Source organism: Pseudomonas sp. BP01, from assembly GCF_022760795.1.
Classification (GTDB): Bacteria; Pseudomonadota; Gammaproteobacteria; order Pseudomonadales; family Pseudomonadaceae; genus Aquipseudomonas; species Aquipseudomonas putida_Q.
On record NZ_JAFBKA010000002.1, the window covers coordinates 156,940 to 177,469 of the forward strand.

Sequence of the window (20,530 nt, forward strand, 5' to 3'; positions counted from 1 at the left end):
CAGTCACAAAGCTGTAACACAGCTGATGCAAAGTGTGCCGGCCATCACAAGGAGCACTTTTTGATGAAACGCCTGATGAAGTCTGCTGCACTCGCCGTTGCGGTCTCCCTTTGCGCCACTTCGGCAGCCTTTGCTGCAGAAAACGTTCGCCTGACAGGTTCCGGCGCCAGCTTCCCTGCACCGATCTACCTGACCTGGTTCAAGGACTTCAGCAAGAACACTGCTGGCGTCACCGTTGACTACCAGTCCAAGGGCAGCGGGGCGGGCGTTCAGGACTTCCTGAACAAGACCGTCGACTTCGCCGCCAGCGACTCGGCCATGAGCGAAGCAGACATTGCCAAGGTTGGCGAAGGCGTGCAGTTGCTGCCAATGACCGCCGGTGAAATCGTCCTGGCCTACAATCTGCCGGGCAACCCTAAAGGGCTGAAGCTGCCGCGCGAGGTGTACTCCAACATCTTCCTGGGCAAGATCACCCAGTGGAACGACCCGCAAATCGCCGCGGCCAACCCTGAGCTGAAACTGCCAGCTACCCCGATCACCGTGGTCGTGCGTGCAGACTCCAGCGGTACCACTGCGGTCTTCACCAAGCACCTGTCGGCCATCAACGCCGACTTCAAGCAAGGGCTGGGTGAGGGCAACACCGTCAACTGGCCGGCCACCGACAAGTTCATCAAGTCGCCGAAGAACGATGGCGTAACCGCCACCGTCCGCCAGACCCCGGGCGCCATCGGCTACATCGAGTACGGTTTCGCCAAGCTGGCCAAGGTCGACTTCGCCGTGCTGCAGAACAAGGCTGGCCAATACGTCGTGCCAAACGCAGAGAGCGGTGCCGAAGCACTGGCTGCGGTGAACATGCCGGAAAACCTGGTGGCCTGGCTGCCTGACCCGGACGGTGCCAAGTCCTACCCGATCACTTCCTACACCTGGATGATCTTCCGCAAGGACAACGGCAACCCGGAAAAAGCCAAGGCCATGCGCGAAATGGTCGAGTACAGCCTGACCAAAGGCCAGACCATCGCCGACTCGATGGGTTACATCCCGCTGCCTGCGTCGGTAGTCGACCAGGTGCGTAAAGCGTCCGCCAACATCCAGTAATACCCAGGCGCTCCCGGTATCGGCATGAAGCCATGCCGGGGGTGTTTGTCCCTTGTCCCGGAACTCGCCAATGAACACACCTTTTGCCATACCGGATAACCCCGACTCCGCGTGCCAGCCACCGTCTGCGAAAGACTTTCTGGTCGATCGCACCTTCCGTGCGCTTGCACGTATCGGTGTGGTGCTGGTGCTGGCGCTGGTCGTCGCGCTGGTCTACGAAGTCGGCCGCAAGGCACTGCCCGGCATCGAAAAGCACGGCTTTGACGTGCTGTTCGGCAGCGTATGGGATGTCAACCAAGGCAAGTACGGTATTCTGCCAGCAATCTGGGGCACGCTTTACAGTGCATTCATCGCCCTGTTGATTGCCGGTTTCTTCGGCGTCAGCATGGCCATTTTTCTGACCCAGGATTTCCTCCCTGCCAAGCTCGCCGCGGTGTTTCGCACCATCGTCGAACTCCTCGCCGCCATCCCCAGTGTGGTCTACGGCCTGTGGGGCATCTATGTGGTCATCCCGGCGATTCGCCCGCTGACCGCCTGGTTGAACAGCGAGCTGGGCTGGATCCCGTTTTTCGGCACCTCCCTGAGCGGCCCTGGCCTGCTGCCTGCTGCGCTGGTACTGGCGATCATGATCCTGCCGACCATCGCGGCCGTTTCCCAGGATGCGCTGACCAGCGTACCGATGAAAACCAAACAGGCTGCCTACGGCATGGGCACTACCCACTGGGAAGCCATCCTCAAGGTGATGGTGCCATCCGCGGCTACCGGCATCTTTGGTTCGCTGGTGCTGGGCCTGGGCCGTGCATTGGGTGAAACCATGGCGCTGGCCATGCTGGTCGGCAACGCCAACACCATTTCCCTTTCCTTGTTCGCCCCGGCCAACACCCTGGCGGCGCTGCTGGCGCTGAACTTCCCGGAAGCCGGCCCGAACGAGGTCGAAGTGCTGATGTATGCGGCACTGGTACTGATGTTCATCACCCTGCTGGTGAACGTACTTGGCTCGATGATCATGCTCTACGCTCAGCGGGGTAACAAACAATGACTGACTTGACCACCCCTGTAGCCGCTTTGCCCAGCCTGCAACGCAAGCTGGAAGGCCGGGCCCTGCGCAGCCTGGTGTTGACCACCCTGGCATGGCTGGCGGCACTGGTGGCCAGCGTGCCGTTGATTTCCGTGCTGTACATGCTGATTACCCGCGGCGGTGCACGCCTTAGCCTGGAAGTGTTCACCGAGCTGCCGCCGACCGGCTTCGAAATGGGCGGTGGTTTTGGTAACGCCATGGCCGGTACCTTCGTAATGGTCGGTATTGCCGCCGCCATCGCGGTACCGGTCGGTATCCTGGCCGCGGTGTTCCTGGCCGAACTTGGCCCCGACAGCAAGCTGGCCAACGCCGCGCGCTTTGCCGCCAAGATGCTCACCGGCCTGCCGTCGATCCTGGCCGGGGTGTTTGCCTACGCCCTGGTGGTGATGACCACCGGTACCTACTCGGCGCCGGCTGGCGGTGTGGCCCTGGCAGTACTGATGCTGCCGATCGTGGTGCTGACCGCTGAAGAGTCGATGAAGATGGTGCCCAAGATCATGAAAGACGCCGCCTACGGCATGGGCTGCACCCGTGCCCAGGTGATCTGGAAGATCGTCTTGCCCACCGGCCTGCCGGCCATCCTCACCGGCGTGATGCTGGCCGTGGCCCGCGCCGCTGGCGAAACCGCGCCACTGCTGTTCACCGCGCTGTTCAGCAACTACTGGATCTACCATGACGGCAGCCTGGCGGTCATGAACCCTACGGCCTCGCTCGCCGTACTGATTTACAACTTCTCCGGCATGCCGTTCGACAACCAGCTCGAGCTCGCCTGGGCGGCCTCGCTGGTGCTGGTAATGATCGTGCTGGTAATCAACATTCTGAGCCGAGTCTTCGGCAAGCCCAAGTATTGAGAAAGGGAGCATCCAACTTGAACGTATCCACTGCGCAAAGAGCCGCTCCCATGGTCAGCGAAGCAACCCCGATCGTCATGGACTGCAAGCTGGACAAGATTTTCTACGGCAACTTCATGGCCGTGCGTGACAGCCATGTGCCGATCAGGAAGAACGAGATCACCGGCTTCATCGGGCCATCGGGGTGCGGCAAGAGTACCGTGCTGCGTAGCCTCAACCGCATGAACGACCTGGTGAAGGGCTTCCGTTTCGAAGGCCATGTGCACTTCCTGGGCCAGGATGTCTACGGCAAGGGCGTTGACCCGGTGGTCGTGCGCCGCTACATCGGCATGGTGTTCCAGCAGCCCAACCCGTTCTCGATGAGCATCTTCGACAACGTCGCCTTCGGCCTGCGCCTTAACCGCTACAAGGGCGACCTGGGTGACCGCGTCAAGCACGCCTTGCAAGGTGCCGCGCTGTGGGACGAAGTGAAGGACAAGCTCAAGGTCAGTGGCCTGTCGCTGTCCGGCGGCCAGCAGCAGCGTCTGTGCATTGCCCGCGCCATTGCCACCGAGCCAGAAGTGCTGCTGCTGGACGAGCCCTGCTCGGCACTCGACCCGATTGCCACCCGTCGCGTGGAAGAGCTGATGGTCGAGCTGAAGAAGGACTACACCATCGCCCTGGTGACCCACAACATGCAGCAGGCGATTCGTGTGGCCGACACCACGGCGTTCTTCTCGGTCGATATTTCCCAGGGTTCTCGCACCGGCTACCTGGTCGAGATGGGCCCTACGGCGCAGATTTTCCAGAACCCGCGTGAACAGCTGACCAGCGACTACATCAGCGGCAAGTTCAGCTGAGTCAGGCATGTCCAAGGTGGACGGGTGTTGCAGCCAGGGAGGTTGCAGCACCCAGCCGCGTTACCTTCCGTTAAAGTGTTACCCGGGATTTCCAATGCGAGCGATACGTCGTCTTGATCTTTCAGCGGTAGAGCGCGCACTGCGCGAGGTGCAAGGCCGCTTTGCCGAACTCAGCCGGCATTTCACCGAACCGCGGGATCCGTTTACCGACGAGGTGCTGCTGAACGTACTTGAAGGCTATGCCCTGATTGACGAGTATGTCGCACGCGGTATCGACCTCTTCGACCTGCAGCAGCTGAACCTGATGCTGGAAATCAATGCCACCGTGCTGTGCGGTAGCGACCCGGCCCGTCGCCTGGAATATGCCCCGCATCTCGCTGCAACCGAGGCTCACTTTTTCAACAACGTCGAAGGTGGCATCAAGGACTTGTACAACTGGTACTGCTCGTACCGCAGCGATTCGATCTGGAAGCGGGCAGCCGGTGTTTATGTACGTATCCTCAGCAAGCCGCAGCTGTTCATCGAAGGCAACAACCGCACAGGTTCGCTCATCGTCAGCTACCTGCTGATGCGTGCCGGCTTGCCGCCTTTCGTGCTGTCGCTGGACAACGCCGAGGGTTACTTCAACCCGTCCTCGGTCATACGCAACTCCGCTAAACACGGTGTAAAGGCTTTGTACGAACTACCCAAGATCAAGAAAAAGTACGCCGCTTTCCTTGAAGAGAAGGCGCCTGAGCCCGGCAAGTTCTTCCTCAGCGGCACGCCCGTGCCTGTCTGTGAGGGGCGACGCTGATGCAACGTTACTCCATGTTCGCACGCGGTCGGCAAGCCATCGAACGCAGGCTCAAGCGTGGCCAGGTGCGTATTTCGTTCGATATCGACGACACGCTCGCCTGCCTGCCCGAGCACGCTGCCGCCGAAGACAGCAAGTTGCCAGGTTTCGTCCATCGCTGGTTGGGCGAGCCCCTGCGCAGTGGCACGCGCTCGCTGATCCGCGACCTGCGCCGCCAGGGCTGCAGCATCTGGATCTATACCTCGTCGGGGCGCACCCCGGCCTACATTCGGCGCTGGCTGATGCTTTATGGCATCCATGTCGATGGTGTGGTCAACAGTGACCGGCACCAGCATATCCTGGCCCAGAACGGCCTTGAGCATTCGCCCTCGAAGTTGCCCTCGGCGTTCGATATCGACCTGCATGTCGATGATTCCGAAGGTGTGCGGCTGGAAGGCGTCGACCACGGTTTTCGCGTGGTGGTGGTGTGCCCTAAGGATCAAAACTGGGCACAGAAGGTGATGGACGCCGCGGTGGACGTGCAGGCACGGCTGGCCTGGCAGCAACCGCACCGTTATGAGATGCCCGTGCGCCAGCGTTCGCAGGCGCTTGCTTCCTGAAGCCAGTGGTCAGCGCAATCGGTATCAATGGGGCTGCTACGCAGCCCATCGCCGGCAAGCCAGCTCCCACAGGTACTGCACAGGTCTCAGGGCCGGTGGTGATCTTGTGGGAGCTGGCTTGCCGGCGATGGGCCGCAAGGCGGCCCCAGTTCGTACAGTTGTACTGATACCGGCCTGCTATCCATGCGTACACCCTAAGTCTTGCCTCCTGGCCAGACCCGGTACCGCGACCAAATCATCACGCCGCATTCGCCAGCCCAAGGCCGCTACCCGCTCGCCCCAAAGCAGCGTATCTGGCCATTTGGCCACTTCCGATAATCGCCTCCGACATCCAGTCCCCGTTTGGAGCGCGCCATGCACAACAACAATAAGCACCTGCCGCCTCGTTTCCTCGCAGCCGCCATCGCCAGCTTTTCTGCCCTGGGCCTGAGCGGCGTCGCCGAGGCCGAGATCATGCTGTACGACAAGGACCAGACAACGTTTTCCACCGACGGTTACATCAACGCTTTCTACGTCAACAGCAAGGTCGACCGTGAGGGCGAACAGTTCGACCGCCGCCAGTCGCGGGTGAAAATGGGCTTCTTGCCCAACTACCTCGGCTTCAACATGGGCAAGCAGGTGGATGACCTCAAGCTCGGCGCGCGTGCCTCGTTCTGGGTAACCATCAACGACAGTGAAACCAATGGCACCGACACCGCCATCGACGTGCGCCAGTTCTACGGCACCGTGGCCAACCCTGAATGGGGCGAGGTGCTGATCGGCAAGGACTTCGGGTTGTTCGCCCGCTCCAACATCCTGCTGGACGAGCTGCTGGCCGGTTATGGCCAGGTCAGCGACACGCTGGGGCTGGTGGACGGCGGCGGGGTGTCGTTCGGCAACATCGGCAGTGGTTACCCGTACCCGTTCCCCACCTCGCAGATCACCTACCGCACCCCGGTGATGGACGGCCTGCGGGTGGCGGTGGGCATCATGGACCCGGTAGACACCAACGACAGCAGCCCGACCGGCAAGGCATACCAGGAAAACCCGCGCACCGAAAGCGAGGTCACCTACCAGTTCGACCTGGGCGGGGCGCAGATCTACAGCTGGGTCAACGGCAGTTACCAGACCTCCGACAACACCGATTCGACGGTGGAGACTGTTACCTCCAAAGGTGTCGGCTATGGCGTGCAGGCCAAGATGGGGGGGTGGTCGCTGACCGGCTCGGGGTTCCAGGCAAAGGGCATCAACCCGTTCTTTACCAACAACGCGGGCGAACCGGTTTTGCGCAACGTGGACAGTGACGGCTACCTGCTGCAGGGTTCCTACAAGTTCGGCAAGAACCGCGTGGCGCTGTCGTATGGCAAGACCAAGGACGATGGCAATGGCGCGGTGGGCAGCGGGGCGGACTACGAGACCCGTGGCGTGGCGCTGTTCCATGATGTCAACGACAACCTCAAGCTGGTGGCCGAGTACAACCAGTTTTCCATCGACGGGCATGACACCAGTGCGCAGAACGAAGACACCGATACCTTTGCGGTGGGTGCGGTGTTGACCTGGTGAATCCCTGGGGCTGCTGCGCAGCCCATCGCCGGCAAGCCAGCTCCCACAGAGACCGCGCAAAGCTTGAGACCTGCACCGTACCTGTGGGAGCTGGCTTGCCGGCGATGGGCCGCAAGGCGGCCCTAAATGATGGGGGCCATTACGCCCATGGGACCGCCCACCCACTACCCAAGTAGCATTCGTCCCCTTTGCCCACCTTCGTACACTGACCCCTCAGCCACCCGCGCCGGAGACCACGATGCAGCAGGCTCAAAACGACGGTGTGGTCAGTGCCATGTCCCAGGCCACCGATGCACGGCTGGCCGCCCAGGACCTGGCGCGGCAGTTGCTGCACCCGCACCTGGGTTTCGTGTTGTTCTTTTGTTCCGCCGAATACGACTTGCAGGCTTTAGGCGAAGCGTTGGAACAGGATTTCGGCGGCATCCGCCTGGTCGGCTGCACCAGCGCCGGCGAAATCACACCGCTGGGCTACGGCCGCAATTGCGTCACGGCGGTGGGCTTTGATCACCGGCATTTCTCCATCGCCACCGAGCTCATCGATGAGATGGAGCACTTCAGCCTGATCGACGCGCAGCAGATGGTCGAGCGCCTGGTCGGTACTTGCCGCAGCAACACCCTGGCACCCATCAAGGGCCACAGCTTTGCCCTGACCCTGCTCGACGGCCTGTCCAGCCGGGAGGAAATGGTGCTCGCCGCCCTCAGCGCGGCGCTGGGGGACATCCCGCATTTCGGCGGTTCGGCCGGCGACGACAACTACCTGACGCGCACCCATGTGTACTTCGGTGGCGCGTTTCACACCGGTGCTGCAGTGGTGGTGCTGGTGAATACCTGGCTCGATTTCGAAGTGTTCACCACCCACCACATCCTGCCACGGCAGGAAAAACTGGTAGTAACCGGCGGCGACAGCGCCCAGCGTCGGGTCTACGAGCTGAATGCCGAGCCTGCTGCGCAGGAGTACGCCCGGCACATCGGCGTGCCCGTGGCTGCGCTCGACTACCGGGTATTTGCCGCACATCCGCTGGCGGTGCGCATTCATGATCAGTATTACGTGCGGGCGATCCAGCAAGTGCACCCGGACCTGAGCTTGAGTTTCTACTGCGCGGTAGAAAACGGCATCGTGCTCACAGCCATGACCCCGGGCCCGCTGTTACCGAACCTGCACCAGCTGTTCGACGGTTTGCAGCAGCGGCTTGGCCCGCCGCTGCTGACCATCGGTTGCGATTGCTTTCTGCGGCGCCTGGAGCTGGAAGCCCATCACGGCCTGGAGCCGGTGGGTGCGTTCTTGCGCGAGCAGCGGGTGATCGGCTTCAACACCTACGGAGAACAGTTCAATGGCATGCATATCAACCAGACCTTCACCGGGGTCGCCATTGCCCGCAACCGGCCTCCTGTCGGGCGCTGAACTGCAGGCCGAGGTCAGCCGGTTGCAGCACGAAAACCATAAGCTGCAGCGGATCAACGGTGCGTTGATTGAACGCATCGAGTCGGGGGTAACGCGGGGCAACGACCCCTATGCGGCGTTCCAGCATTCGGTGGTGCTGGCCGAGCAGGTGCGTGAACGCACCGATGCCCTGAACCAGGCCATGGCTGAGCTCAAGGCGGTCAACCGCCTGCTCAGTGAGGCCCGACAGCGGGCCGAGACCGCCCACCAGCACCAGATTCGCCTGATTACCGACAATGTCCCGGCGCTGATCGCTTACCTGAATGCCGATCTGGTCTACGAATTCACCAACAAGGTTTATGAAGAGTGGTATTGCTGGCCGCACGGCGTAATGCTGGGCCAGAGCTTGCGAGAAGCCCACAGCGAGCAGCATTACCAGCGGCTGGAAGGCTATGTGGCGCGGGCGTTAGCGGGGGAGAGCGTCACTTTCGAATTTGCCGAAACCAACATCAATGGCCAGGAGCGCTACATGCTGCGCTCCTACGTACCGAACCGCCTGGCCAATGGCGACGTGGTGGGCATCTTCGTATTGATCCGCGACATCACCGAGCGCCGCAATACCGCCCAGGCGCTGCACCAGGCCTATCAACACCTGGAGCAACGGGTGCGCGAACGCACCGCTGAACTGACCAGTCTCAACGACCAGTTGCTACGTGAGATCGAGGAGCGCAGCCGGGCCGAGTCGCGCCTGCGCGAGGCCAAGCGCGAGGCCGAACAGGCCAACCTGTCGAAAACCAAATTCCTCGCTGCAGTCAGCCACGACCTGCTGCAACCGCTGAATGCGGCGCGGCTGTTCACCAGCGCGCTGCTTGAGCGCCGCGAGCCGCAAGACAGTGCCCACCTGGTGCGAAATGTCAGCAACTCGCTGGAGGATGTGGAAAACCTGCTGGGCACCCTGGTGGATATTTCCAAACTCGATGCCGGCGTGATCAAGGCCGATGTCGCCCCGTTCGCCCTCAGCGAACTGATGGACAACCTTGCCGCCGAATACGCCCAGGTGGCGCGCAGCGAAGGGCTTGAACTGCATTTTGTGGGCTGTTCGGCGGTGGTGCGCAGTGACATCCAGCTGCTGGCGCGCATCTTGCGCAACCTGCTTAGCAACGCCATTCGCTACACCCGCAGTGGCCGCGTGGTGCTGGGCTGTCGGCGCCAGCGTGGCGGCCTGCGGATCGAGGTGTGGGACAGCGGTATCGGCATTGCCGAAGAGCACCTGGAAGAAATGTTCCTGGAGTTCAAGCGCGGTGATGTCCAGCGCCCGGACCAGGACCGCGGGTTGGGCCTGGGCCTGGCGATCGTGGAAAAGATCGCCGGTATTCTCGGCCACCGTGTCCGGGTGCGCTCATGGCTCGGCAAAGGCTCGGTGTTCGCCGTCGAAGTGCCGCTGAGCGCCACCGCGCCCAAGGCCCACCCCAGCCAGGTGATCTGCGAGCCGATGCTCGAACGCCTGCGTGGGGCGCGGGTGTGGGTGCTGGATAACGATGCGGCGATCTGCGCCGGCATGCGCACCTTGCTGGAGGGCTGGGGCTGCCAGGTGGTCACGGCGCTGTCGGAGGAAGACCTGGCGCGCCAGGTGGACAATTACCACGCCGAGGCCGACCTGCTGATTGCCGATTACCACCTGGACAACGACTGCAATGGTGTCGACGCCGTGGCGCGGATCAATGCCCGCCGCGCCCGGCCGCTGCCGGCGCTGATGATCACCGCCAACTACAGCAACGACCTCAAGCAGCAGATCCGCGAGCTGGGCCATACCCTGATGCACAAACCGGTGCGGCCGATGAAGCTCAAGACTGCGATGAGCCACTTACTGGCCAGCAGCATGACATAGCCGCTGGCCTCTCCGCGGGCTTCTGTGGGAGCGGGTTCACCCGCGAAGAGGACGGAACAGGTCAGCGGCGCAAGTAATCAGCAAAATCGATATCGCCGGCACTCAGGATCGCCTGCACCCGGTTATGCACATTGAGTTTGCGCAGTATCGCCGAGACATGGGCCTTGACCGTGGTTTCGGCGATATCCAGCGTGTAGGCGATCTGCTTGTTCGATTCGCCCTTGGTCATGCGCTCAAGCACCAGCAGCTGCTTGCGGGTCAAGGCCTGGAGCATTTCCGGCGGAAAGCTCGGGGTATCGTTGTGGCGCCGGCCGGTGCTGCTTTTCTGCGCGCGGATGATGTCCGGTGGCAGGTAGACATTGCCATTGAGGATTTGCTCGATCGCCTCGATCATCTGTGAGCGTGGCGAGGACTTGGTGATGAAGCCCACGGCACCGTAGGTGATGGCCTGCAACACGATCTGCTTTTCCTGCTCGGCTGAAACGATCACTACCGGGGTGGTCGGCGCCTCGTTGCGCAGGGTGATCAGGCCATTGAGCCCGTGCATGCCGGGCATGTTCAGGTCGAGCAGGATCAGGTCGAGGTCATCGTGCGCCTGGGTCAATGCCAGGGCGCTGTCCAGGTCGGCCGTCTCCATGACCTCGCTGCCTTGAAAACCATCGCTGATGACGTTGTGGATGGCTTCGCGAAACAGGGGGTGATCGTCGGCAATCAGAATTTTGTACATGGCCTTTTCACCTTGTTTTTATTGGATGGGCACGCGTTCGCAGGCAAGTGTTTCAGGGGAAGGGCACGGGTTGCGCCGGCTGCAGCGGCAGGTTGGCCTGCTGCCAGGCGTCCACGCCGTCGCGGTACCAGTACAGGTTGTCATAGCCCAGGGCTTTTGCGCGTTTTACCGCGTTCCAGCTTAACCAGCAATCGGAGCGGCAGTAGAAGACCAGCGGTTGCTCCGGGTGCCCGGCAGTGGCTTTTTGCAGGTTACGCACGAAGTAGTCCTGCCAGGCCGGGCTCAGTTCGCCGTCGCCGGTGTTGGCCAGCCATACGCTGCCGGGCAGGTTGCTGTGTGGTTCGTCTTCGATGAAACGGCCTTGCAGCCATTGCCGGCGATAGACGTCAACCAGCACCGGCCTGGGCGTCTGGGCCAGCAGGCGTTGCAGCGTGGCGGTGTCGATGACCTGGCCGCCTTCGACCTGTTGCGGGGTCGGGCTGCGATAGAGGGTGGCGCGGTAGCCTTCGGCGGAAAACAGTGGGGTGGTGTCGGCGTGGGCGACGCCCAGCGACAGGCTCAGCGAAAGGGCAGCCAACAAACGGCGCAGGGCACGTGGCATGATTTTATCCTTTTTGTTATAGGCCCATTACATGCCAGTGGCGGTGCGTTGTGAATGCGACGATTAGCCAGCAAAGGCAGTACTAAAGTAGTAGATGACGGGCGCCTGGGGCGATGCGCACGCGACGCTGTGGGAGCGGGCGTGCCCGCTCCCACAGGTTCCCTGCTGAACAATGGGATTGTGGCTGTTCAGCGGGGCTTGCGCAGCGCCGCATGCTGGGGGTTGAAGGTAAGTATCGCCAGCAGGGTAAACAATGCGGTCAACCCCAGGCACACCGCCAGCGCCAGCAGGTTCAGCCGCTCATAAAGCGCAAACCGCACCAGTTCCACGGCATGGGTGAACGGGTTCACAGCACACAGCCAGTACAACCACTGGCTGGCCTCGCGCATCTTCCACAGCGGGTACAACGCCGAAGACAGGAAAAACAGCGGGAAAATCACGAAATTCATCACCCCGGCAAAGTTCTCCAGCTGGCGGATCGCGTTCGACAGCAACAGCCCCAGGGCGCTGAGCATGAACGCCACCAGCAGCAATGCCGGCAGCGCCAGCAGCAAGCCTGCAGCCGGTGGCTGCACGCCGTAGAGCCAGGCGATGGCGAGGAAGGCATAGACTTGCAGCAGGGAAATCAACGACGTCGCCAATAGCTTGCTGCCCAGCAGGAACGGCCGCGGCAATGGGCTGGTCAGTAGCACGCGCATACTGCCCATCTCCCGGTCATAGACCATCGACAGTGACCCTTGCATGCCGTTGAACAGCAAGATCATGCAGGCCAGGCCCGGAATGATGTACACCTCGTAGGGGATATAGGTGTCGTAGGGCTCGATGATGGCAATGCCCAGCGCCGCGCGAAACCCGGCGGCGAACACCAGCAACCACAGCAGCGGGCGCACCAGGGCACTGAGCAGGCGTGTGCGCTGCAACACGAAGCGCAGCCATTCGCGCAGCATGATGCCGTTGAAACATTGCCAGTAGGCGTTCATCGGGCGTTGGCTCCTGAGTGGGCGCTGGTCAGGCGGGCAAAGGCGTTGTCAAGGTCGCCGCCGTGCTCCAGGCTTAGCGCATCGGCGGTGCCACTGGCCACCAGGCGCCCCTGATGCAGAATAAGCAGGTCATCGCTGGGCTGTACTTCGTCCAGCAGGTGGGTGGCCCACAGCACACTGAGCTGCTGCTCGCGGCACAACCGGCGCAGGTGCTGGTTGAGCGCCAGGCGGCTAGCCGGGTCGAGGCCGACGCTGGCTTCGTCGAGCAGCAGCAGGCGCGGTTCATGCAGCAGCGCGCGGGCAATTTCCACCCGGCGCCGATGGCCGATGTTCAGCTCGCGTACACGATCGCGGCGGCGTTCGCCAAGGCCCTGGCGGGCCAGTTCGGCTTCGACCCGCAGGGTGCTCTGACGCCGCGACAGGCCATGCAGCGCGGCGTGGTAGCGCAGGTTCTGTTCCACGCTCAGGTCCAGGTCCAGGGTGCTTTGCTGAAACACCACGCCCAGCTGGCGTAACGCCGGGCGTGCGGCATTACGCAGCGAGCAGCCGCACACGCGGATGTCGCCGTGCTGCAAGTCGTACAGCCGGGTAAGCAGGGCGATCAAGGTCGACTTGCCGGCACCGTTGGGGCCCAGCAGCGCTGCGAAGCGCCCGGGCGCCAGGCTGAAACCCACCTGCTTGAGCGCTTCGCGCGAGTCGTAGGCGAAGCTCACATCACTGACGTCCAGGGCGTTCATGGTGTTACCACCACGCCCCAGGGGTAGCGCCCGACCTTCACCGACTTGAGCACCTTGAGGTTCTTTGCGTCGATCACCGAAACGTCGCCGCTGACCCCGTTGGTGGCCAGCAACTGGCGCTGGTCCGGGGTGAACGCCAGCTGCCAGACCCGCCGCCCGACCAGCAGGTAGTCGAGTACCTCGTAAGTCTTGGCATCAATCACCGCCACATGGTTGGCCGGGCCCAGGGCGACGAAGGCGTACTTGCCATCGGAGCTGAGCTTGATGCCCACCGGCTGGACCTTGTCCGGGTGAACGCCCTTGATCTGGAAGTTCAGGGTTTTCAGCACCTGGCGGGTGGCCACGTCGAGGATGGTCACCGTGCCACCGATTTCCGCCGAGGCCCATAACCGCGAACCGTCCTTGTTGAACTCGACGAAACGCGGCCGCTGGTCGACCAGGGTGCTGTCGGCCAGGGTCTGCTTGCTTGTGTCGATCCAGTGCAGCATGTTGGTGGTTTCACTGGTGTTGACAGCCCACTTGCCGTCGGGGCTCACCGCCATGCCTTCGGGTTCGATACCGACGTCGATCTGCCCGAGCACCTTGTCGGTGACGGTGTCGATCACCGTCACCAACGCGTCGTCCTCATTGGACACGTACAGCCAGCGGTCGTTGGGGTGCAGGGCGAACTGCTCGGGGTCTTTACCCGAGGGCAGCTCCTTGATGATCTTGCGGGTGGCCACGTCCATCACCTGCACCCGGTCCGAGTCGCTGGCGCAGATGTACAGCAGCTTGTTGTCGTGTGACAGCAGCAAGCCGCGCGGGCGTTGGCCCACCGGCAGGGTCTCGGTGACTTCCAGGTTTTGCATGTCGATCAGGCTGAGGCTGTTGTCCTTCTCGTTGGAGACCCAGGCAGTGGCGGCCATGGCGTGCCCGCAGGCCAGCGCCAGGGCGCCCGACAGCAGGCTGGGGTAAAGCAGGGCCCGGTGGAAGAGAGGGCGGCGCATGGCGTATTCCTTATTGTTGTGGTTATCGGGTCAGGGGTAGCTGCAAGTCACTTCGGGCTTGTCGTAGCCCAGGCTGTCCATTTCGTTGAAAGGGTGCAGGAAGCCCTCCTGCGGCGAAGTGCTGACAAGGGCGCGCGGCTGCACCAGCGGGATTGGCTGGCGCAGTTCGCCATTCCAGGGGCGATAGCTGAGCTTGCGGCCCTTGAAACCGTCCAGCGGCAACTGCTCGCTGAGCAGCAGTTGCTGCAGCGCGCGTGGGTCTGCCTGGCGCAGTTTGCTGACCGCGATGGCGATACTGCGCACGGCCATCCAGGCGGCAAAGTCGCGGTCATTCATCCAGCGCCCGGCCTGGGCTTCGAAGCGTTTTTGCAACTGCGCGGCGCCAAAGGTTTCGACGGTCTTGTGCCAGCCAGTGGGGGTCAGGCCCTGGGTGCCGGCCACGGGGCGGGGGTACCAGGTCTGGTAGGGCAGGTACTCGCCAAAGTCGCCGCGCTCGTCGGCCACCAGCACCACGTCGTATTCGGCGGTCTGGGTGAACAGCGGCATGTCGGCCTGCGCGCTGCGGCGCTGGTCGTTGTCGAAGGTCCAGATCTTCTCCGCTACCAATTGCACGCCAAAGCGCTTCACCGCGCGGCGCAGGGCGGCGGCGTAGGCCTGGTCGTCTTCGGTCTGGCCAACCACCAGCAGCGCCCGCTGCCACTTGCGCAGCACCAGCAATTGCACCAGTGCATCGGCCAGCATGGCCCGCCCTGGCAGGCTGTGCAGCACATTGCCCAGGCACTGGCTGCTGCGCAGGCGGTCGTCGGGGCTGCCGGCGTTGAATAACAGGCTGTCGGGCAGGGCGGCAGACAACGCGCGCAGGCTGGCGGCCGGGGCATTCACCACGAACAGCCGCAGGCCTTGGTCGTGCTGTGCCTTCGCTGCCTGCAGCAGGGCCTCGGGGCTGTCGACCGTGGCGTTGGTCAGCTGGAATTGCTGCTTCAGGAAGCGCCCGGTGCTGTTGCTGTCGACAATCGCCAGTTCGGCGCCTTGCCGCCCGGCATCGGCAGGTTCAGGAATGACATTGGACAGCAGCGGGCCGGGATCGGGGCGATAGCCCAGGTAACCGATGCCCACGTGCAGCGGTTCTGCGGGCCGATCCTGAGCGGCGGGGGCCAGGGGCGCAGACAACGTCGCGGCCAGGGCCAGCAGGCAGGTCAGGACAAGGTGGGCAGGCTGGCGCATAACACACTCCACGGCAGATGGCGCCAGCATAGGAAGCCCGTCGGGAGGGGGAAATATGCAGAAAGTAGCGCTCGGCCGGTACCAAGGTAGTAATTCGGCGCGGGTGCCGCGGCTTTAGGATGGGGCGCACGATGGGCCACGACGCCCCGAGGAGAATCACCTGTGCGCCTTGTCAACCTGTCGGCCCTGTGGCGGATCAACCTTTGGGTCACGCTCTGTTTCGCCCTGGTGACGCTGGCCTGTGCCGGCGTGCTGTTGCACCAGGCAGTGGCTGATGTCGAGCGTGAGCTGCAGTCTGCCGAAGCTGTGGTGGCGTACCTTGGTGACACTGCCGAACGCGACCCGGCAAGCCTGCAACCCCGGCTGACCCAGAGCCTGCGCCATGTGCGGGTGCATTGGCTGGCGGCGGGTGAAGCGCTGCGGCTACCGGCGCAGACCGGCCTGGATGCCTGGTTGGGCCGCCAGCTGTTTGGCGAGCGCCACAGCAACAGCCGGCTGCTGGACCTGGATGACGGGCGCCGGGTGTTGATCGCTGTCGATCCGCGGGATGAGATCGACGAAGTCTGGGACTCCCTGCAGCAACTGCTTGGCCTGTGTGGCCTGGCCTTGCTGCTGAGCTTGCTGACCATCCGCTGGGCGGTACGGCGCGCCATGGGCCTGCTGGATGAACTGCTGTGCGCCTTGCGCCAGGTTTCGGGCGGGCAGTTGACTGCGCGCTTGCGCGAGGCGGGCCTGCCGGAGGCACGCCAGCTGGCGGCGTACTTCAACCATATGACCGCGACGCTGGAGCAGGCCCGGGCCGACAATGCGCAGCTGACCCAGGCACTGCTAGCAGCACAGGAGCAAGAGCGTACCCAGCTGGCGCAGGCGCTGCACGACGACCTGGGGCAATACCTGGCAGGTATTCGTGCCCAGCTCTGTCTATTGCGTATGGTGGCCGAGCAACCTGCGGTGGTGACACAGACGGCGCACGACCTCGAACTCAATTGCGAGCGCCTCCAGCAAGGTTTTCGCGCCCTGGTGCACAACCTGTATCCGGTGGCGCTGCACTACATGCCGCTGGCCGAGGCGTTCGGCCTGCTGGTGAGCCAGTGGCAGGCCAGCCAGGGCATCGAATGCCGGCTGCGGGTTGGCGAGCACTTGCCGGCGCTGCCCGGGGCGAGCAGAACGCACTTGTACCGCTTGCTGCAAGAGGCGCTGACCAACGTCGCCCGACATGCCGGCGCCAGCCAGGTGCGGGTGCGCCTGCAGCGCAGTGCCAAGGGTTTGCGCCTGTTCATTCGCGACAATGGCCGCGGTGCGCACCCGCCCCAGCGCCCAGGGGTAGGCCTGCACTCGATGGCCGAGCGTGCCCGCAGCCTTGGGGGGGAGCTACACATCTTGAGCCGCCCGGGTGGCGGCTGGGCGCTGGCCCTGAACATTCCCAAGGAGGTGTGATGAATATCGTATTGGTCGATGACCATGCTGTGGTCCGCCAGGGCTATGCCAGCCTGCTGCGCACGGTGTTGCCGGCGATGCAGGTGCGTGAGGCCGCCAGTGGTGAAGAGGCCTTGGCCCGTGTTCAGGAGCAAGTGCCGAACCTGGTGATCATGGACTTCGGCCTGCCGGGTATCAGCGGCCTGGAAACCACCCGCCGCCTGCGCCAGCGCCTGCCTCAGCTACGGGTGCTGTTTTTCAGCATGCACGACGAGCTGCCGCTGGTGCGCCAGGCGCTGGAGGCGGGGGCTTCGGGCTACCTGACCAAGAACTCGGCGCCCGAGGTGTTGATCGAGGCGGTGCAACGGGTGTTGGCCGGGCATGCCTACATCGAACAGCCCTTGGCTACGCAGTTGGCGTGCATGTCGCAACAAAGCACCAGCGACCCGCGCTTGCAGCGCATGACCCAGCGTGAACTGGAGATTTTCACGATGCTGGCCAAAGGTACGCCGATGCGGGTGATTGCCGAGCAGCTGTGCATCAGCTCCAAGACTGTGTCCAATCATTTGACCTTGCTCAAGAGCAAGTTGCAGGTTAGCTCGCATGCCGAGCTGGTGCACCTGGGCATCAACCTGGGGGTGGTGCGGGTGGCGGGGTGAGGTGTACTGCGATCCTGGGCTTGCGCAGATGATTGTAGGAGCGGCCTTGTGTCGCGAAAGGGGTGCGAAGCGCCCCCGGTATCTTTGCTTTGCTGCAGCATTGTCGGGGCCGCTTTGCGGCCCTTTCGCGACACAAGGCCGCTCCTACAAGGGGTTCGCGCAAGCCATCAGTTGTCCCATGTATCCGGGCACCCCTTGCACCCCTCCATGTTGGCCTCCTGGAAATTCCCGTAATGCTGCCGCGCCCCGCGCAAATCGGCATGCGCCAGGTTGCTCTGGCCAAACTTGGCCTCTTGCAGGTTGGCATCGCTCAGGTTGGCCCCTTGCAGATCAGCCTTGCTCAGCCAGGCCATCTCCAGGTCCGCCGCCTGCAAGTGGGCCTGCTGCAGCTTCGCCCCGGACAGCCTGGCGAACTGCAAGTAGGCTGCACTGAGGTCGGCCTTTTCAAACTGTGCCCCTTGGGCGAACAAGCCCCAGCCCTGAATGGCCACCAGCTTGCTGTTGCTTAGGTCAGCCACACGCAGGTTGCTCTGTTGCAGGCTGGCGCGGGTCAGGTTGGCGCCCTGCAGCCGGGCTTTTTCCAGGTTGGCCAGGTCCAGCCGGGCATGGCGCAGGTCGGCATCACGCAGGTCGGCGCCGGCCAGGTTCATCTTGCGCAGGTCCTGGTTGGCCAGGTTTGCACCGCGCAGGTTGGCCCCCGGGCACTGGCTGGCTTCGGCAATGACGCAGCCATTGATGGTCAAGGGGGCATCGTTGCCATCGTCGTCGGCACTCACGGCCAAGGCAGGGGACAGTACCAACAGCAAGGCAAATGGCAGGTAGTTCATGGCGAAAGGCTCTCAGTTGGAACAGGGCAGTTGCGGGGCCGCGTTGCGGCCCATCGCCGGCAAACCAGCGCCTACAGGGACTGCACAGCCCTTGAGATCTGCACCGTAGTGTGGGAGCTGGCTTGCCGGCGATGGGCTGCAAAGCAGCCCCAGTAACGCTTTACCTCAGGCAGTCAACGCTGCGCAGTCTTGTTGTCCCAGCTCGGGATCTTGAATACCCAGAACGAGCCGCCCTGAGCCACTGGCTTGGTCAGCTCGGCCATGTCGCCGCCCCACAGCGGCACGGCGCCGCCGTAGCCCACGGTCACGCCGATGTACTGCTCGCCGTCCTGCTCCCAGGTAATGGGCGGCGAGACGATGCCGCTGCCGGTCTGGAACTTCCACAACTCTTTGCCCGTCTTGGCGTCGAAGGCCTTGAAGAAGCCGTCGCCAGTGCCGGTGAACACCAGGTTGCCCTTGGTTGCCAGCACGCCCGCCCACAGCGGCAGGTGCTCTTTGTGCTCCCACACGAGCTTGCCGGTGCTCGGGTCCATGGCGCGCAAGGTGCCGACATGGTCGTCGTACATGCGCTTGATACGGAAACCCATGCCCAGGTACGCCGAGCCCTTCTTGTAGTTCACTTCCTCGGTCCAGTATTCCTCTTTCCACTGGTTGCCCGGGATGTAGAACAGGCCGGTGTCCTGGCTGTAGGCCATCGGGTTCCAGTTCTTGCCACCCAGAAACGGCGGCGAGACTTCCACCGGTTTGCCCTTGGTTTCACCAGGCAGCGGCTTGGCCGGGCGCTGGCCGGGGTTTTCTACCGGGCGCCCGGTCTTCAGGTCGATATGGCTGGCCCAGGTGATGTTGTCGACGAACGGGAAGGCGTTCTGCAGCTTGCCGTTGTTGCGGTCCACCACGTAGAAGAAGCCGTTGCGGTCGGCGTGCCCGGTGGCCTTGACCACCTTGCCGTCCTTGCCCTTGTAGTCGAACAGCACCAACTCGTTGTTGCCGGAGAAGTCCCAGGCATCGTTTGGCGTGTGCTGGTAGAACCACTTCACCTCGCCGGTGCTGGGGTCGACACCGACCTGGCCCGAGGTGTAGAGGCTGTCGTAGTCGTGGGGGTTGCCATCTTTGGAGGTGCGCGCCCAGGTGTTCCAGGGGCCAGGGTTGCCAGCGCCAACGATGATGGTGTTGGTCTCGGCATCAAAACTGGCGCTTTGCCAAGGGGCGCCGCCGCCGTGGCTCCAGGCTTCGACCTTGCCGGTTTCGGTGGTCGGGTCGTTTGGCCAGGACGGCGCCTTGACGTCGCCGGTCGGGGTGCTGTCCTTGCCGTTCAGGCGGCCCATGTGGCCTTCGACGAAGGGCCGCATCCACACCTCTTCTCCAGTGTCCGGGTCGCGGGCGAACAGCTGGCCGACTACGCCGAACTCATCGCCGGAGCTGCCATGGATCAGCAGCACCTTGCCGCTGGTCTTGTCTTTGATCAGCACCGGGGCGCCAGTCATGGTGTAGCCGGCGCTGTGGTCGCCGAACTTCTTGTTCCACACCACCTTGCCGGTGTGCTTGTCGAGGGCGATGAGCCGTGCGTCGAGGGTGCCGAAGTAGATCTTGTCGCCGTAGATTGCCGCCCCGCGGTTGACCACGTCACAGCACGGGCGAATGTTGTCGGGCAGGCGGTGGTTGTAGGTCCACAGGCGTTTGCCAGTCTTGGCATCGAGGGCAAATACCCGCGAGTACGAGCCGGTGACGTAGACCACGCCGTCGCTGACGATGGCCTGGGACTCCTGGCCGCGCTGCTTCTCGTCGCCGAAGGAGTAGGACCAGGCCGGGGTCAGCTTGAACACGTTCTGGTCATTGACCTGGGCCAGTGGGCTCCAGCGTTGGGCGTTGGTGCCCATGCCGTACTGCAGCACGTCCTGGGTGGTCAGGTGGTCGTTGGCGATGTCTTCCCAGGTGACGCTCTTGCCGGCAGGTGCAGCAGGTGGGGTGGCCGCTGTTGCCACGTTGCCCAAGGCCAGGCTACCGGCCAGTAGCAGGGCGCGCACGCTCAAGGCCAGAGGGGAAAGGGCGGGTAGCGATCTTATTGTCATGGTTGCAGTTCCCAGTGGAGGTTTTGGCCTGCACAGGGTGGGGCGGGGGCGCTGTTGCGGGATACGGAAAAAGTCCCGCCCTTGCCGGGAAGAGTTCCCGAATGGCACCTCAATTCGCCCTTCGCCACAAGCCCTACTACCAAGGGAGTAAGGCCCGGCCACCAAAGCAGCATTCGAGCGCCCGCAGGCTGTTTCTAAGATGGCGGCACGGCCTCTGTGGTTGAGGCTTTGCGTGCAA

19 protein-coding genes are annotated in these 20,530 nt (G+C 63.2%); 11 read left to right on the forward strand and 8 right to left on the reverse strand.

The window, feature by feature from the left end; genetic code table 11:
* Positions 1 to 63: 63 nt before the first annotated feature.
* The 9 genes from pstS (at position 64) to JOY50_RS02860 (ending at position 10,066) form a co-directional block, all read left to right on the forward strand.
* Positions 64 to 1,095: a phosphate ABC transporter substrate-binding protein PstS gene (pstS, locus tag JOY50_RS02820; protein WP_028613632.1), complete on the forward strand. Its 1,032-nt coding sequence runs from the start codon at positions 64 to 66 to the stop codon at positions 1,093 to 1,095.
* Positions 1,096 to 1,165: 70 nt separating this feature from the next.
* Positions 1,166 to 2,134, forward strand: a complete 969-nt coding sequence (pstC, locus tag JOY50_RS02825; RefSeq protein ID WP_028613633.1) for a phosphate ABC transporter permease subunit PstC — start codon at positions 1,166 to 1,168, stop codon at positions 2,132 to 2,134.
* Positions 2,131 to 3,024, forward strand: a complete 894-nt coding sequence (gene pstA / locus JOY50_RS02830) for a phosphate ABC transporter permease PstA (protein WP_132840071.1) — start codon at positions 2,131 to 2,133, stop codon at positions 3,022 to 3,024. Before pstC ends, pstA begins: the two co-directional genes overlap by 4 nt.
* Positions 3,025 to 3,074: 50 nt before the next feature.
* On the forward strand, positions 3,075 to 3,863 hold the full coding sequence (gene pstB / locus JOY50_RS02835) for a phosphate ABC transporter ATP-binding protein PstB (RefSeq protein ID WP_016500238.1): 789 nt from the start codon (positions 3,075 to 3,077) through the stop codon (positions 3,861 to 3,863).
* Positions 3,864 to 3,957: 94 nt separating this feature from the next.
* Positions 3,958 to 4,656, forward strand: a complete 699-nt coding sequence (locus JOY50_RS02840; protein WP_243054736.1) for a hypothetical protein — start codon at positions 3,958 to 3,960, stop codon at positions 4,654 to 4,656.
* On the forward strand, positions 4,656 to 5,255 hold the full coding sequence (locus JOY50_RS02845) for a hypothetical protein (protein WP_028613636.1): 600 nt from the start codon (positions 4,656 to 4,658) through the stop codon (positions 5,253 to 5,255). The genes JOY50_RS02840 and JOY50_RS02845 overlap by 1 nt, the downstream gene beginning before the upstream one ends.
* Positions 5,256 to 5,609: 354 nt before the next feature.
* Entirely contained in the window at positions 5,610 to 6,797 is a 1,188-nt protein-coding gene (locus JOY50_RS02850; protein ID WP_132840076.1) for a porin, read from the forward strand.
* A 238-nt stretch (positions 6,798 to 7,035) separates the two neighbouring features.
* Positions 7,036 to 8,199 carry a nitric oxide-sensing protein NosP gene (nosP, locus tag JOY50_RS02855; protein WP_132840078.1) on the forward strand — a complete coding sequence of 388 codons (1,164 nt, stop codon included), beginning with the start codon at positions 7,036 to 7,038 and terminating at the stop codon, positions 8,197 to 8,199.
* Positions 8,129 to 10,066 carry a NahK/ErcS family hybrid sensor histidine kinase/response regulator gene (locus JOY50_RS02860; RefSeq protein ID WP_405045960.1) on the forward strand — a complete coding sequence of 646 codons (1,938 nt, stop codon included), beginning with the start codon at positions 8,129 to 8,131 and terminating at the stop codon, positions 10,064 to 10,066. The genes nosP and JOY50_RS02860 overlap by 71 nt, the downstream gene beginning before the upstream one ends.
* Positions 10,067 to 10,127: 61 nt before the next feature.
* Here the strand turns inward: JOY50_RS02860 and JOY50_RS02865 are convergent, their stop codons facing one another.
* The 6 genes from JOY50_RS02865 to JOY50_RS02890 form a co-directional block, all read right to left on the reverse strand.
* The gene (locus JOY50_RS02865; protein ID WP_028613640.1) at positions 10,128 to 10,793 is read right to left on the reverse strand and encodes a response regulator transcription factor; all 666 of its coding nucleotides are present in this window, start codon (positions 10,791 to 10,793) and stop codon (positions 10,128 to 10,130) included.
* A gap of 52 nt (positions 10,794 to 10,845) precedes the next feature.
* Positions 10,846 to 11,394 carry a PQQ-dependent catabolism-associated CXXCW motif protein gene (locus tag JOY50_RS02870; RefSeq protein ID WP_132840083.1) on the reverse strand — a complete coding sequence of 183 codons (549 nt, stop codon included), beginning with the start codon at positions 11,392 to 11,394 and terminating at the stop codon, positions 10,846 to 10,848.
* Between the two features lie 188 nt (positions 11,395 to 11,582).
* A complete protein-coding gene (locus JOY50_RS02875) occupies positions 11,583 to 12,374 on the reverse strand; it encodes an ABC transporter permease (RefSeq protein ID WP_132840085.1) in 792 nt (263 codons plus the stop codon).
* Positions 12,371 to 13,111: an ABC transporter ATP-binding protein gene (locus JOY50_RS02880; RefSeq protein WP_243054738.1), complete on the reverse strand. Its 741-nt coding sequence runs from the start codon at positions 13,109 to 13,111 to the stop codon at positions 12,371 to 12,373. The genes JOY50_RS02875 and JOY50_RS02880 overlap by 4 nt, the downstream gene beginning before the upstream one ends.
* Positions 13,108 to 14,097, reverse strand: coding sequence for a YVTN family beta-propeller repeat protein (locus tag JOY50_RS02885; RefSeq protein WP_138736533.1), 990 nt, complete (start codon positions 14,095 to 14,097; stop codon positions 13,108 to 13,110). Before JOY50_RS02885 ends, JOY50_RS02880 begins: the two co-directional genes overlap by 4 nt.
* 30 nt (positions 14,098 to 14,127) lie before the next feature.
* Positions 14,128 to 15,321, reverse strand: a complete 1,194-nt coding sequence (locus tag JOY50_RS02890; protein ID WP_243054739.1) for an ABC transporter substrate-binding protein — start codon at positions 15,319 to 15,321, stop codon at positions 14,128 to 14,130.
* A gap of 162 nt (positions 15,322 to 15,483) precedes the next feature.
* Between JOY50_RS02890 and JOY50_RS02895 the strand changes: the two genes are divergently transcribed.
* The gene (locus tag JOY50_RS02895; protein WP_138736535.1) at positions 15,484 to 16,758 is read left to right on the forward strand and encodes a HAMP domain-containing sensor histidine kinase; all 1,275 of its coding nucleotides are present in this window, start codon (positions 15,484 to 15,486) and stop codon (positions 16,756 to 16,758) included.
* The gene (locus JOY50_RS02900) at positions 16,758 to 17,396 is read left to right on the forward strand and encodes a response regulator transcription factor (RefSeq protein ID WP_132840097.1); all 639 of its coding nucleotides are present in this window, start codon (positions 16,758 to 16,760) and stop codon (positions 17,394 to 17,396) included. The genes JOY50_RS02895 and JOY50_RS02900 overlap by 1 nt, the downstream gene beginning before the upstream one ends.
* Before the next feature lie 167 nt (positions 17,397 to 17,563).
* Here the strand turns inward: JOY50_RS02900 and JOY50_RS02905 are convergent, their stop codons facing one another.
* Together JOY50_RS02905 and exaA are read right to left on the reverse strand one after the other, a co-directional pair.
* Positions 17,564 to 18,223, reverse strand: coding sequence for a pentapeptide repeat-containing protein (locus tag JOY50_RS02905; protein ID WP_132840099.1), 660 nt, complete (start codon positions 18,221 to 18,223; stop codon positions 17,564 to 17,566).
* Between the two features lie 173 nt (positions 18,224 to 18,396).
* On the reverse strand, positions 18,397 to 20,292 hold the full coding sequence (gene exaA, locus JOY50_RS02910; protein WP_132840102.1) for a quinoprotein ethanol dehydrogenase: 1,896 nt from the start codon (positions 20,290 to 20,292) through the stop codon (positions 18,397 to 18,399).
* Positions 20,293 to 20,530: the final 238 nt, after the last annotated feature.

What these genes read in the sequence shown, in the direction of transcription:
- pstS (WP_028613632.1), top strand. Translation starts at nt 64, where the DNA reads ATGAAACGCCTGATGAAGTCTGCTGCACTCGCCGTTGCGGTCTCCCTT.
- pstC (WP_028613633.1), top strand. Translation starts at nt 1,166, where the DNA reads ATGAACACACCTTTTGCCATACCGGATAACCCCGACTCCGCGTGCCAG.
- pstA (WP_132840071.1), top strand. Translation starts at nt 2,131, where the DNA reads ATGACTGACTTGACCACCCCTGTAGCCGCTTTGCCCAGCCTGCAACGC.
- pstB (WP_016500238.1), top strand. Translation starts at nt 3,075, where the DNA reads ATGGTCAGCGAAGCAACCCCGATCGTCATGGACTGCAAGCTGGACAAG.
- JOY50_RS02840 (WP_243054736.1), top strand. Translation starts at nt 3,958, where the DNA reads ATGCGAGCGATACGTCGTCTTGATCTTTCAGCGGTAGAGCGCGCACTG.
- JOY50_RS02845 (WP_028613636.1), top strand. Translation starts at nt 4,656, where the DNA reads ATGCAACGTTACTCCATGTTCGCACGCGGTCGGCAAGCCATCGAACGC.
- JOY50_RS02850 (WP_132840076.1), top strand. Translation starts at nt 5,610, where the DNA reads ATGCACAACAACAATAAGCACCTGCCGCCTCGTTTCCTCGCAGCCGCC.
- nosP (WP_132840078.1), top strand. Translation starts at nt 7,036, where the DNA reads ATGCAGCAGGCTCAAAACGACGGTGTGGTCAGTGCCATGTCCCAGGCC.
- JOY50_RS02860 (WP_405045960.1), top strand. Translation starts at nt 8,129, where the DNA reads ATGGCATGCATATCAACCAGACCTTCACCGGGGTCGCCATTGCCCGCA.
- JOY50_RS02865 (WP_028613640.1), bottom strand. Translation starts at nt 10,793, where the DNA reads ATGTACAAAATTCTGATTGCCGACGATCACCCCCTGTTTCGCGAAGCC.
- JOY50_RS02870 (WP_132840083.1), bottom strand. Translation starts at nt 11,394, where the DNA reads ATGCCACGTGCCCTGCGCCGTTTGTTGGCTGCCCTTTCGCTGAGCCTG.
- JOY50_RS02875 (WP_132840085.1), bottom strand. Translation starts at nt 12,374, where the DNA reads ATGAACGCCTACTGGCAATGTTTCAACGGCATCATGCTGCGCGAATGG.
- JOY50_RS02880 (WP_243054738.1), bottom strand. Translation starts at nt 13,111, where the DNA reads ATGAACGCCCTGGACGTCAGTGATGTGAGCTTCGCCTACGACTCGCGC.
- JOY50_RS02885 (WP_138736533.1), bottom strand. Translation starts at nt 14,097, where the DNA reads ATGCGCCGCCCTCTCTTCCACCGGGCCCTGCTTTACCCCAGCCTGCTG.
- JOY50_RS02890 (WP_243054739.1), bottom strand. Translation starts at nt 15,321, where the DNA reads ATGCGCCAGCCTGCCCACCTTGTCCTGACCTGCCTGCTGGCCCTGGCC.
- JOY50_RS02900 (WP_132840097.1), top strand. Translation starts at nt 16,758, where the DNA reads ATGAATATCGTATTGGTCGATGACCATGCTGTGGTCCGCCAGGGCTAT.
- JOY50_RS02905 (WP_132840099.1), bottom strand. Translation starts at nt 18,223, where the DNA reads ATGAACTACCTGCCATTTGCCTTGCTGTTGGTACTGTCCCCTGCCTTG.
- exaA (WP_132840102.1), bottom strand. Translation starts at nt 20,292, where the DNA reads ATGACAATAAGATCGCTACCCGCCCTTTCCCCTCTGGCCTTGAGCGTG.